The following is a 13,260-nucleotide window of genomic DNA, read 5'->3' on the forward strand; positions in this document are numbered from 1 at the left end:
GCGCGAGGCCGCGCTCAGTCGATCGGGGCCGCGGGCCGCGCGGCGCCACCCGACCTGGCCACGTGCGCGATCCAGTGCGTGAACAGCTCCGAGCGCAGGTCGCTGCGGTCGCGCTCCGTGTCGCGGGCCGTGGCGGCCAGCATGCGCGTCGCGCGCGCCGCGTCGCCGAGACGGATCGCCGAGACCACCGCGCCGTCGTGCAGGAGCTGCGGGCGGACCCACTGGTCGCCGCGGCGCAGCGCGGCCACGAGCACGTCGGCCGCGTCGGCGGCCTGACGGAAGTCGTGCGCCGCCAGCCCGTGGAAGAACGCGATCGACGCGCGCACCTCGGCCGGCGCGCGCGCAGCGTCGAGGTACGCGAACAGGCGGCCGTAGAACGCGCTGTCGGCGACGCCCGCGGTGCCGCCGTGCAGCTCGCCCTCCACGTCGTAGGCGTGCGCGACGAAGCGGTGCCAGTCGGCGGGCGGGCGACCGGACGCAAGCACCGCCTCGAACGCCGCGCGCCGGTAGATCGCGTCGCGCAGCCACGCCGTCTCCCCGCCGGGTAGGCGAAGGAAGGGTGCCTCGTCGTCGCGCACCGGCGTGCCGTCGGGCGCGTACGCCTGCCACGCCTGCCGCACCGCCGCACCGCGCGCGCGGGCATCGGCGCGCGGCATCTCGACCGGCGCCACCGTCGCGTCGGCGAAGCCCACGCGCCAGCCGCGCAGCCCGGCCACCGGATCGAAGCGGCCCGTGTGCAGCGCGCGGAAGCCGCTCGCCGACTCCTTGAGGAAGCGCGTCCGCTCCGCGCCCAGGTCGAGGAGCGGGAAGTAGTCGGAGTTCGGCGCGCGCCAGCGGTCGAGCACGGGCGCGAGCGCCGCGCGGTCGAGCACGCGCATCGCGTCGAGCGTCGCGGAGTCCAGTGGCAGCGTGCGCGCGAGGTCGTGCGCGACGTCGGGAAGCGCGACCACGCCCCAGTCGGCGCGGCGCAGCGTGGGGCTCGTGCTGGCGACGACGAAGATGTCGGCGTTCGAGACCATGTAGATCTCGTACGACGGGAAGTTGCGGTGCAGCGCCGCGAGCACGCTCAGCACCAGCCGGTCGTCGATCTCGTACAGGTGCAGCCACTGGCCGAACACGCCGCCGGGCGCGAGGTAGCCGCGCACGCGGTGGTAGAACTCGTCGGTGAAGAGCCCCGAGACGCCGCTCACCCAGGGGTTGGACGGCTCGGAGACGATGACGTCGAAGGTGCGGCGCGCGCTGGCGAAGAACGCCTTCGCGTCGTCCACCACGAACGTCGAGCGCGGGTCGTCGAAGACGCGCCGGTTCGCCGGATAGAACGCGCGCGAGCCCTCGATCATCAGCGGCTCGATGTCGATCGTCGAGAGCGCGCGCAGCTCGCGGCTGGCGAGCAGCAGGTGCGACGTCATCCCCGAGCCCTGGCCGATGACGGCGGCGCTGCGCGCGTGCGGGTGGTGCGCGAGCGTGACGAGCGGCAGGAGCGCCTGCGTCACCTGGTCGCCGGTGAGCGGGCGCCGCACGGTGTCGGCCGGCGACGGCTTGATCCACGACAGCGACAGCGACGCGTCCGGCTTGCCGTTGGTGGCGAGCGTCAGCATGCGCGAGCCGCGCGCGCGGCGCACGCTCACCGTCGCCGTGCGGCCGTCGCGGTAGAACGGCACGTCGTAGCCGCGTGGGTCGGACACCTTCGCGTAGCGATAGACGCCGCTCGACAGCACCGCGGTGTGGAACGGCGTCACGGTCGCGATCAGCAGCAGCACGCCCACGCCGACGATCGCCGTCGGCAGCAGCGCGCCGCGCCCCGCGCGCGCCGTGCGGTCGAGCCACGCGGCGCGCGCGCGCGTCGGCGTGGGCGTCGCGACGCGCGCATCGGCGACGAGCGCCCCGTGCCGCGCCAGCAGCCAGATCCCGAGCGCGACGTCCGTCAGCGCGCCGACGACGAGCAGCCACTTGAGGCCGAGGAGCGGCATGAGCGCGAGCCCCGCGAGCGACGCGCCCACGATGGAGCCGAGCGTGTTGACCGCGTAGACCTGGCCGATGGCGCGCTCGCCGGCGCCGCGGCCGATGAGGATGCGCGTGATGAGCGGCAGCGTGACGCCCGCGCAGAAGGTCGCCGGCAGCATCACGGCGAGGCAGAACAGGTAGCGGACGACGGTGAAGATGCGGTAGCCGCCCTCGTTCAGCTCCACGGCGCCGAGCAGCCCGGCCATCGCGTGGAAGGTGCCCACGTAGACGGGGAGCGTCGCGATCGCGAGGCTGCCCATGATCCACTGCACGAGGCCGAGCGTGCGCAGCGGATCGTCGAGGCGGTCGGCGCGGCCGCGAATCCACCACGCGCCGAGCGCGAGCCCGAGGATGAAGGCCGACAGCATCAGCTCGAACGAGTGCGTCGCGCTGCCGACGACGAGCGACAGCATGCGGATCCACGCGATCTCGTAGACGAACGAGGCGACGGCGGTGCCGAAGGCGACGAGGAGCAGCGCGCGCACGAGCGCGGGTGGCGGGCCCAGGGGCGTCGCGTCGCGTGGCGCGGACACGTCGTGCGTCGCGGCGACTGGCTCGGTCGCGGGTTCCGGCTGTACCCCTGTGAGCCGGGGGGGCTCGCGTACGGTCGAGGTTGCCGAGGCGGGCGTGGCGTCGGCCGGCGCGAGCCGCGCGACCAGCCACGCGACCACCGCCACCGTCGCGTTGCACGCCGCCGCGACCAGCAGCGTCCCGGGCAGCCCCGCGGCCGAGAGCAGCGTGAAGCCCGCCAGCAGCACGCCCCCCGCGGCGCCGAGCGAGTTGGCGAAGTAGAGCAGCGCCAGCGTGCGGCCCGGCCGGTCCGGCGCCCGGCGGATCGCGCCGGCGCTCATGAGCGGGAAGGTCGCGCCGAGCAGGATCGACTGCGGGAGGATGAGGAGCGCGGCCAGCGTCCACTTCACGAGCAGCACGACCGTGCCCGCCGGCAGGCGCGGGAACAGCCCGTCGTACGCGGCGTCGGTGGCCCACTGGAAGACGTCGTGGAAGCCGATGCCGATGACCGCCACCGCCAGCTCGACCACCGCGTACCAGAGCAGCGGGTCGCGCAGCCGCTCCGAGCGCCGCCCCACGAGGTGCGCGCCGAGCGACATGCCGCCGAGGAAGATCACGAGCACCAGCACCTGGGCGTACGCGCCGTGGCCGACGAAGAGCCCGAGGTAGCGGCTCCAGATCGACTCGTACATCAGGCCGGCCGCGCCGGAGACGACGAACACGAGGTACAGCAGGGGGAGCATGACGGCCGGGTGAAGCGGAGACGGGAAGTGCGGAGAACGGAACGGCGGAAGACCGAACTGCGGAGGACGGAACGGCGTGAGACGATGCGGCGGCGCTGCGAGCGGTGAGGCTGGAGCGCCGGCCGCAGCTTAACGCCTCACTCGGCTGCCCGCGCCGCACGAGCGAGAACCCTCACCAACCCTCAACCCCCATCCGCTCTTCCGTATCACGCTCTTCCGTTCTCCGCTTCATCGTTCTCCGCCGTTTCGTCCTCCGCAGTTCGGCGGCCCCCGTTCCGTCTTCCGAATCACACGGTGAGCACGACCTTCCCCACCGTCTCGTTCGATTCGAGCCGTTCGTGCGCCGCGACGATCTCCTGCAAAGAGAAGATGCGGTCGATCGTCGGGCGCATGGCGCCGGAGGCCAGCAGCGGCACCACCTCGTCGGCGAAGCGGCGCATCGTCACGATCCGCTCCTCCAGCGCACGCGCGCGCATCACGGTGCCGCGCACCGTCAGGCGTCCGCGCAGGATGCGGCCGAGATCGAGCGTCCCCTCCGCGCCCGCGACGAGGCCGATGAGCATCAGGCGGCCGAGCGGCGCCATCGCATGCAGCGAGGCGTTCGTGTAGGCGCCGCCCACAAGGTCGAGCACGACGTCGGCGCCCGCGCCGCGCGCGCCGTGCGCGTGCGTCAGCTCCGACAGCGCCGCCGCCAGCGACGGCGGATCCGCGACCACCTCGCGCGTGAGCGCGACGCCGTGCGCCATCCCGTGCGCGCGGGCGTCGCCCAGCTTGGCCGGCGTGCGCGCGGTGCCGAGCGCGCGCAGCCCGAGCACGCGGGCCAGCTGCACGGCCGCCAGCCCGACGCCGCTCGCCACCGCGTGGATCAGCACCGTGTCGCCCGCGCGCGCGTCGGCCTGCCGCAGCGCGTCGTGCGCGGTCACGAAGGCCTCGGGCACGGCGCCCGCGGCCGGCCAGTCCAGCGCGTCGGGCACGCGCACCGCCGTGCGCTCGTGCACGACGACGTACTCCGCGTGGCCGCCGCCGCCCACGAGGCCGAACACGCGGTCGCCCTCGCGCCACTCGCGCGCGCCGGGGCCGAGCGCCGCGACCTCGCCCGCGTACTCGAGCCCGGGAACGTCGGCGGGAGCGCCGGGCGGGGCGGGGTAGTGCCCGCGGCGCTGGTGCAGGTCGGCGCGGTTGAGCGCGGAGGCGCGCACGCGCACGAGGAGCTGCTCCGTGCCGGGGACCGGCGTCGGCACCTCGCGGAGCTCGAGGACGTCCGGCGGGCCGGGGCGCGTGATGACGGCGGCGAGCATGGTCAGCGGGCGTGGAGCGTCATCGGGAGGCCGTCGCGCGGACGGAGCGTGATGATCGGCTCGGGCGTCACGTCGACACCCGGCACCAGCGCGGGCCGCCAGCGCGCGGCCAGCGTCGCGAGCACGACGAGCGCCTCGGTCCACGCGAACTGCTCGCCGATGCAGATGCGCGTGCCCGCGCCGAACGGGAAGTACGCGAAGCGGTGACGGTCCGCGCCCGCGCCGGGCGCCCAGCGATCCGGATCGAAGCGCTCGGGCTCGGGCCACCAGCGCGGATCGCGGTGCACCAGCCACTGCGACACGATGACGCCCGCGCGCGCCGGCACGCGCCAGCCGCCGAACGTCACGTCCTCCAGCGCGATGCGCCCGATCGCGTACGCGGGCGGGTAGAGGCGCATCGCCTCGCTCAGCACCTGGCGCGCGTAGCCCAGGCGCGGCACGTCGTCCATCGTCGGGGTGCGGCCGTCGAGCGTGGCGTCGAGCGACGCGCGCAGCCGCTCCGCGACCTCGGGATGCCGCGCCAGCAGGTACCACGTCCAGGCGAGCGCGTTGGCGGTCGTCTCGTGGCCCGCGAGGAAGAGCGTCATCGCCTCGTCGCGCAGCTGCAGGTCGGTCATGCGCGCGCCGTCGCCGTCCTCGCCTTCCGTGTCGGTGGCGTTCAGCAGCAGCGAGAGCAGGTCCTGCCCGTCGCCGCCGCCGCGCCGCCGCTCGTCGATCAGGCGGTACACGACCGCGTCGAGGTCCGCGCGCGCCTGCTTGAAGCGCCGCGCGGCGGGAATCGGCAGGTGCAGCGCCCATCGCGCGACGGCGACGAACGCCGGGGTCGCCGAGTGCAGTGCGACGTCGAGCGCGCGCGCGACCGCGTCCGCCTCGTCGGTGACGTCGTTGCCGAACAGCGTCGCGCTGACGATCGCGAGCGCCAGCTTCCCCATCTCGTCGGCCATGTCGACGCGCGCGGGCGCGCCGGTGCCGGCCGCGTCGGCGGCCAGCGCGGTCCAGCGCGCGTGCCACGCGTCCGCCGCGCGGCCCATGGCGAGCGCGTAGTGCGCGACGCGCTCGCGGTGGAAGGCGGGCTGCGCCAGCCGCCGCTGCCGCAGGTGGAACGCGCCCTCGCTGGTGAGCAGCCCCTCGCCCAGCAGCAGCTTCAGCGCGTGGTAGCGGTAGCCGCGGGCGTAGCGCCGCTGCTCGGTGACGAGCACCTCGCGCACCATGTCGGGATGCGCGAGCAGCACGAAGTCGCGCCCCATCGCGCGGAAGCGCGCGACGTCGCCGTGCCGGCGCTGCAGGTCGCGGAAGAAGCCGAGCGGATCGCGGCCCATGGCGAACACGAACTCGCCGGGGTAGCGGGCGCGCGGGCCGGGCGGCAGGGCGAGGGGCGCGGCGGCGGAGGCAGGGGCGGAGGCGGTCATGACCGTCCAACGCTGGCCGGCGGGGCGGGCGGGCGCAATCGAGCGCTGGGGCGTCCGTGACCGAGTTTGGGTCGATCGACCCGCGCCAGCGGGCCGCGGCCGCGCGATCGTTACGGAAGTCCACGGGCCGCGTCATCTGTTCATGCAAGCACTTGCTTGCATTCCGCTCCCGGCCGACGTAGCGTTGTCGCCCTCATGGAGAATCGCGAGAGTCGCTGCCGCATCCTCGACGCCGCCGCGCGGGTCTACGCCCTGCTCGGCTTCCGCGGCGCCACCACCCGGCGCATCGCGGAGGCCGCGGGCGTCAACGAGGTCACCCTCTTCCGCACCTTCGGCTCGAAGGAGGCGCTGATCGCCGAGGCGCTGCGGGCGCGGGCGAACGCGCCCGTCGAGGCGCTGGCGCTCCCCGCCGACCCGGTCGATCCCGAGCGCGAGCTGACCGCGTGGGCCACCGCGCACCTGGCCGAGCTGCGCGCGTCGCGCGCGCTCATCCGCCAGGCGATGAGCGACGCGGAGCAGCGGCCCGAGGTCGCGCCCTGCGTCTCGTCGGGGTGGTGCGCGGCCGACGGCGCGCTGCGCCAGTACCTCGTGCGGCTCGCGGAGCTGGGCTTCCTCGAGGTCGAGGCCCCCGTGACCGGCCCCGCGCTCGCGCGGTACGAGGAGGTGCTCGTCGGGGGGGCGATGCTGATGGCGTCGCTGTTCTCCGACGCGATGGGCCGCGACATGATGCCCGAGATGTTCCCCCAGCCGGCGGATCGGGCGCCGGCGCTCTACGTCCGCCTCTTCCTGCGCTCCGTCGGCTATCGCGCCATGGAGCGCGACAGCGCGCGCGGCACCGAGCACGGCACCGAGCACGGCACCGAGCGCGACGCCCTCCAGACCGGCGACGGCCGGCCGCGCCCGCGGGCGCGCCGCCGCGCGTCCTGATCCTCATGCCTTCCAATCCCGTGACGTCGCCGCACCCGTCGTGGGCGCGGTCCGCGCGCGCGCTGCTCCTGGGCGCCGCGCTGTGGGCCGTCCCCGTTTCCGCGCAGACGCCCGCCGCGTCCGGCCGCGCCGCCCGCCCGCTCTCGCTCGAGGAGGCCGTGCGCCTCGGCGAGCGGCAGAGCGAGGCGGTGCGCGTCGCCGAGGCGGGCGTGCTGCGCGCGCGCGGCCAGTACGCGCAGGCCCGCAGCCAGGCGCTCCCGCAGGTCAACGCGACCGGCGCCTACCAGAAGCAGCTCCAGAGCCAGTTCGAGGCGCTCGCCAACTCGGCGCCCAAGCCCGATCCCAACGCGCCGCCGGCGCCGGTCGCGCTCTGCACGCCCGAGATCCCGGCCGACGCCTCGCCGGCCGCGCGCGCGGCCGCGCTGGCCGCGGCGCAGAGCTGCTCGCAGGACGGCGGCCTGGGCTCCATCACGCGCGTGTTCGCCAACCCGAACAACATCATCCTCGGGGTCACGGGCAGTCAGAACCTGTTCACGGGCGGCCGCATCACCGCCGGCCTGCGCGCCGCCGACGCGGGCCGCCGCAGCGCCGACATCGGCGTGCGCGCCGCGCGCGCGCAGGTCACGCTCGACGTCGCGCAGGCGTACTTCGATGCCGCGCTCGCCGACCGGCTGGTGTCGATCAGCGAGTCGTCGTTCGTGCAGACCGAGCGCGCCTTCCGCCAGACGGCGATCGCGCGCGAGGTCGGCAACGTGAGCGAGTTCGACCTGCTGCGCTCGCGCGTCGCGCGCGACAACCAGCGCCCGCTGCTGATCCAGGCGCGCACGCAGCGCGACGTCGCGTACGTGCGGCTGCGCCAGCTGCTCGACCTGCCGCTCGACGAGCCGCTGTCGCTGACGACCGCGCTGCCGACGCCCGACGTCGCGCCGGTGCCGACGCGCGCGACCGCCGACGCGACCGCGACGCCGCGCCCGCCCGCGACGCGCGGCGGCGCGCCGGTGGCCACGGTCGCCGCGAACGAGCGCTTCACCACGGTCAACGTGAACCCGGCCGAGGTGCTGGCCGAGGATCCGCTGGTCGCGACCGCGGTCGACAGCATCGTGGCGGCGGCCGACACGGCGGCGGCCAGCCGCGCGCCCGCGCGGCAGACGCGCGAGAACATCACGGTGCAGCGCAACCTGCTGCGGTCGGCGCGTGCGCAGCGGCTGCCCGCGGTGCAGCTGACGACCAACTACCAGCGCTTCGCGTATCCGAGCGGCGAGGGCATCACCTTCCCGACGGCGCTCAACCAGTTCTATCCCAACTGGACGGTGGCCCTCGGGGTCTCGGTGCCGATCCTCACGGGCGGCCGCATCCGCGGCGACGAGATGATCGCCGAGGCGAACCTGCGCGAGGCCGAGCAGACGTCGCGGCAGGTGGAGGAGCTGTCGGCGCTCGACGCGCGGCTGGCGGTGTCGCAGCTCGCGCAGGCGGAGGCGACGTGGCGCGCCAGCGCGGGCACCGCGAGCCAGGCGACGCGCGCCTACTCCATCGCTGAGGTGCGCTTCCGCGAGGGGCTGGCGACGCAGGTGGAGCTGGCCGACTCGCGCCTGCTGCTCCAGCAGGCGGAGGCGAACGCGGCGACCGCCGCGCGCGATCGCGAGGTGGCGCGGCTGCGCCTCGCGCTCCTGAAGGACCTGCCGCTGTCGGCGCAGGGCGCCGCGCAGCAGGGCATGGGCGGCGCCGCCGCGCAGGCCGGCGCGTCGCAGCAGCAGCGCTCTAACTCGCCGCAGGGCGCGCAGGGCTCGGCCCAGCGCGCGGGCGGCTTCCAGCAAACCGGCACCACCGGGGGCACTCCATGACCGCGTTCCTCCCGCGCCCGTCCGGCGCGCGATCCATTCCCTCGACGCTCGCGGTCCTCGCCCTGGGCGCGCTGGCCGCGTGCGGCGGCGACGGCAAGGCCGAGGACACCGCGCAGGCGGCGCCGGCGCCGAGCGCGGTCACCGTCGGCCCCGAGAACGTCGCCGTCGTCACGCGCGACACGATCCAGAGCGGGCCGGCGATCTCCGGGTCGCTGCGCCCCGAGCGCCAGGCGACCATCCGCGCCGAGGCGTCGGGCACCGTCACCGCGGCGCTCGTCGAGCCGGGGCAGCGCGTGTCGCGCGGCCAGGCGCTGGCGCGCATCGAGACGGCGGGGCTCGCGGAGCAGGCGATCAGCGCCCGCTCCGGCGTCGCCGCCGCGGAGCTGGCGTACCAGTCGGCGCAGCGCGACGCCGAGCGCGCGAACCGGCTGCTGGCCGCCGGCGCGATCGCCGAGCGCGACGCCGAGGCGGCGCGCACCGCGGCCGCGTCGGCGCGGGCGCAGCTGTCGGCCGCGCGCGCGCAGTCCACGCTCGCCGGGCGCCAGCTCGGCAACGCGACGGCCAGCGCGCCGTTCGCGGGCATCGTGGGCATCAAGCGCGTGAGCACGGGCGACGTCGTGAGCCCGGGCACGGAGCTGTACAGCGTCGTCGATCCGTCCAGCATGCAGCTCGAGGGCAGCGTGCCGGCCGACCAGCTGGGCGCGGTGCGCATCGGCGCGCCGGTGCAGTTCACGGTGACGGGCTATCCCGACCGCACCTTCGCGGGCCGCATCACGCGCGTCGCGCCGGTGGCCGATCCGGCGACGCGGCAGGTGCAGATCATCGCGTCGGTCCCGAACGCGGGCAACGCGCTGGTCGGTGGGCTGTTCGCCGAGGGGCGCGTCGCGAGCCAGTCGCGCGACGGGCTGCTGGTGCCGGGCGACGCGGTCGACCAGCGCGGCGTGCGCCCGACGGTCGTGCGGCTGAAGGGCGGCAAGGTCGAGCGCGTGAACGTCGAGCTCGGGCTGCGCGACGACGCGCGCGAGATGATCGAGGTGCGCGGCGGCGTGGCGGCGGGCGACACCGTGCTGCGCGGCGCCGCGCAGGGGATCTCGAACGGCACGCCGGTGCGCGTGTCGAGCGTCGGCGACCGCGCGACCGCGTCGGCGGGTGCCGCCCCCACGACGTCCGCGCCGGCGACGCCGGCCGCACCGCCCGCGAAGCAGCGCTGACCCCCCACCACGGAAGGCGGGCATGTTCATCTCCGATTTCGCGATCAAGCGACCGATCATCACCGTGGTGGCCATGCTGGCCCTGGTGGTGTTCGGGCTGTTCGCGCTGCTGAAGCTCCAGACGGACGAGTTCCCGGAGGTCGCGCCGCCGTTCGTCACGGTCGCGATCCCGTATCCGGGCGCGTCGCCCGACGGCGTCGAGCGCGAGCTGCTCGATCCCATCGAGGAGGCGATCTCCGCGATCAGCGGCGTGAAGAAGGTCATGGGCACGGCGCAGGACGGCTATGCGACGGTCATGATCGAGTTCAACTTCGACAAGCCCCTCCCCGAGGCGACGCAGGACGTGCGCGATGCGATCTCCGGCATCCGCAACGACCTGCCGCTGGAGATGGAGGAGCCGATCATCAAGAAGTTCAACGACACCGACCAGCCGATCATCTCGCTGGCCGTGTCGTCCACCGTGCTGACGCCGGCCGAGCTGACGCGGCTCGCCGATCCGGGGATCACGCGGCAGCTGCGCTCCATCGCCGGGGTCGCGGAGGTCGCGATCCCGGGCAAGGTGGAGCGCGAGCTGACGGTCGAGATCCAGCCGGACCGCATGCAGGCCGCGGGCGTGTCGGTGGGCGAGGTCGTGCAGGCGCTGCAGCTGCAGAACCTCGCGACGCCGGTCGGCCGCGTGTCGGGCACGCTCGACGAGCGGTCGATCCGGCTGCGCGGCCGCCTCGAGAACCCGGAGCAGTTCGCGCGCATCGTCGTCTCCGAGCGCGGCGGCCAGCTGGTGCGCCTGGGCGAGGTCGCGACGGTGCGCGACGCGACCGAGGAGCCGCGCACGCTCGCGCTCTACAACGGGCGCGAGGCGGTCGGCATCGACATCAAGAAGTCGACGGGCTACAGCACCACCGAGGTCGCGGACCAGATAATCGCCCGCATCGACGAGGTGAAGGCGACGCTCCCCGCCGGCACGACGATCGACGTCGTGAAGAACAAGGGCGTCAACGTGCGGAACTCCGTGCGCAACGTGCAGGAGGCGCTCGTCGAGGGCGCGCTGCTGACGGTGCTCGTGGTGTTCATCTTCCTGAACTCGTGGCGCTCCACCGTCATCACGGGCCTCGCGCTGCCGGTGTCGGTGCTCGCCTCGTTCATCGCCGTGTGGATGCTCGGCTTCCGCCTCGAGACGATGTCGCTGCTCGGGCTGTCGCTGGCGATCGGCATCCTGATCGACGACGCGATCGTGGTGCGCGAGAACATCGTGCGCCACGTCGAGATGGGGAAGGACCACTACACGGCGGCGCGCGAGGGCACCGACGAGATCGGGCTCGCCGTCGCGGCGACGACGTTCTCGATCCTCGCGGTGTTCATCCCGATCGCGTTCATGCCGGGCGTCGGCGGCCAGTGGTTCCGGCCGTTCGCGCTCACGATCGCGGCCTCGGTGCTCGTCTCGCTGTTCGTGTCGTTCTCGCTCGACCCGATGCTGTCGGCCTTCTGGCCCGACCCGCACAAGGAGGAGCACGAGAAGGGCCCGATCACGCGCACGCTCGACCGCTTCAACCGCTGGTTCGACCGCCAGGCGGAGCGCTACCGCGGCGTCATCGCGTGGGCGCTCGACCATCGCTGGAAGGTGTCGATGCTGGCCGCGGCGACGTTCTTCTTCGCGCTCGCGATGCCGGCCATCACGATCGGCGACAACGCGCTCGTCGGCGTCAGCTTCTTCCCCGAGGACGACAACGCGGAGCTGAACATCATCGTCGAGACGCCGCCGGGCTCGAACCTCGAGTACACGCGGCTCAAGACGGAGCAGATCGCAGCGCTGACGCGCGCCCACAAGGAGGTCCGCTACACCTACACCACGCTCGGCAGCGGCGAGGCCGGCGCGGTGGACATCGGCAAGGTGTACGTGAAGCTGGTGCCGAAGGACCAGCGCCAGTTCGGCGTCGAGGCGTTCTCGTCGAAGCTGCGCCAGGAGTTCGGCCCGACGGGCGGCGCCAAGGTCGCGGTGCTCGCCACGGACTGGGGCGGCGGCCGCAAGCAGGTCGCGATCGAGCTGCGCGGCAACGACAGCGACGCGCTGCAGAAGTTCGCGGACCAGGCGCTGGAGGCGGTGCGCTCGGTGCCCGGGCTGGTGGACGTCGGCCTCTCGTCGAAGGGGCAGAAGCCGGAGCTCAACGTGGAGCTGAACCGCGGGCTGGCCAGCTCCATCGGCCTCACCGTGGGGCAGGTCGCGCAGGCGCTGCGCCCGGCGTTCGCCGGCGTGGACGTCGGCGACTGGGTGGACCCGAGCGGCGAGACGCGCGACGTGTACGTGCGCCTGTCGCCCGAGTCGCGCCGGCGCGCGGCCGACCTGCGGCAGCTGCCGCTGGTGGTGCGCGGCGCCGACGGCGCGCCCCGCACCCTGCCGCTCGGCCAGGTGGCGACGGTGACCGACGGCCTCGGGCCGGCGATCATCAACCACCTCGACCGCGACCGCGTCGTGCAGGTCGAGTTCAACACCTCCGGCCGCTCGATGGGCGAGGTCACGACCGACGCGATGAACCGCATCAACGCGCTCACGCCGCCGCCCGGCGTGCGCGTGTCGACAGGCGGCGAGGCGCAGCAGCAGGCCGAGGTCTTCGTGCAGATCTTCTCGGCGCTCGGGATGGCGCTGCTGTTCATGTACCTGATCCTCGTCGTGCAGTTCGGCAGCTTCCTCGACCCGCTGGCGATCATGTTCTCGCTGCCGCTGTCGCTCATCGGCGTCATGCTGAGCCTCGCGATCACGCGGAACACGATCAACCTGATGTCGCTCATCGGCGTCATCCTGCTGGCAGGCATCGTGGCCAAGAACGCCATCCTGCTGATCGACTTCGCCAAGTGGGCGCGCGAGGAGCGGGGCCTTCCGCTGCGCGAGGCGCTCATCGAGGCGGGCGCGATCCGGCTGCGCCCCATCCTCATGACGACGTTCGCGCTCGTCGCCGGCATGCTGCCGGTGGCGCTCGGCCGCGGCGAGGGCTCGCAGTTCCGCTCCCCGCTGGGCATCGCGGTCATCGGCGGCGTGATCACCTCGACGCTGCTGACGCTCGTCGCGATCCCAACCTTCTACGAGATCCTGGACGGGTGGCGCGAGCGCGTGTCGCGCATGTTCGGCCGTCGGCCGGCGCAGCGCACCGCGGAGCACCGCCTGCCGGTGGGCGGGCCGTCCACGCCGACGCCGGTCTCCGGCGACTGAGTCGAACGCACGCTGGAGCATCAGGAGGGCGGGCCTGTCCGATGGACGGGCCCGCCCTCTAGTTTCCGGGTCCCCGCCGTCCCGAGGCCCGCATCCGACTCGCCAGCCTGCTCTC

7 protein-coding genes are annotated in these 13,260 nt (G+C 74.3%); 4 read left to right on the forward strand and 3 right to left on the reverse strand.

Features of this window, described 5'->3' with window-relative positions; translation table 11 throughout:
* Window positions 1–14: 14 nt before the first annotated feature.
* From rosag_RS02380 to rosag_RS02390, 3 genes are all read right to left on the reverse strand, one after another.
* Complete coding sequence (locus rosag_RS02380; protein ID WP_284348413.1) at window positions 15–3,257, reverse strand: fused MFS/spermidine synthase; 3,243 nt, start codon at window positions 3,255–3,257, stop codon at window positions 15–17.
* 287 nt (window positions 3,258–3,544) lie between these two features.
* Entirely contained in the window at window positions 3,545–4,555 is a 1,011-nt protein-coding gene (locus tag rosag_RS02385) for an NAD(P)H-quinone oxidoreductase (protein ID WP_284348414.1), read from the reverse strand.
* A gap of 2 nt (window positions 4,556–4,557) precedes the next feature.
* Window positions 4,558–5,964, reverse strand: a complete 1,407-nt coding sequence (locus tag rosag_RS02390; RefSeq protein WP_284348415.1) for a cytochrome P450 — start codon at window positions 5,962–5,964, stop codon at window positions 4,558–4,560.
* Between the two features lie 195 nt (window positions 5,965–6,159).
* On the opposite strand from rosag_RS02390, the gene rosag_RS02395 reads away from it, so the two are divergent.
* The 4 genes from rosag_RS02395 to rosag_RS02410 are packed head-to-tail and all read left to right on the forward strand — an operon-like array spanning window position 6,160 to window position 13,145.
* Window positions 6,160–6,891, forward strand: coding sequence for a TetR/AcrR family transcriptional regulator (locus rosag_RS02395; protein WP_284348416.1), 732 nt, complete (start codon window positions 6,160–6,162; stop codon window positions 6,889–6,891).
* Between the two features lie 5 nt (window positions 6,892–6,896).
* Window positions 6,897–8,732 (forward strand): TolC family protein, encoded by a 1,836-nt coding sequence (locus rosag_RS02400; RefSeq protein WP_284348417.1) that lies wholly within the window; start codon window positions 6,897–6,899, stop codon window positions 8,730–8,732.
* Window positions 8,729–9,943, forward strand: a complete 1,215-nt coding sequence (locus tag rosag_RS02405; RefSeq protein WP_284348418.1) for an efflux RND transporter periplasmic adaptor subunit — start codon at window positions 8,729–8,731, stop codon at window positions 9,941–9,943. The genes rosag_RS02400 and rosag_RS02405 overlap by 4 nt, the downstream gene beginning before the upstream one ends.
* A gap of 22 nt (window positions 9,944–9,965) precedes the next feature.
* The gene (locus tag rosag_RS02410) at window positions 9,966–13,145 is read left to right on the forward strand and encodes an efflux RND transporter permease subunit (RefSeq protein ID WP_284348419.1); all 3,180 of its coding nucleotides are present in this window, start codon (window positions 9,966–9,968) and stop codon (window positions 13,143–13,145) included.
* Window positions 13,146–13,260 lie beyond the last annotated feature (115 nt).

This window comes from Roseisolibacter agri (genome assembly GCF_030159095.1).
In the GTDB taxonomy this organism is placed as follows: Bacteria; Gemmatimonadota; Gemmatimonadetes; order Gemmatimonadales; family Gemmatimonadaceae; genus Roseisolibacter; species Roseisolibacter agri.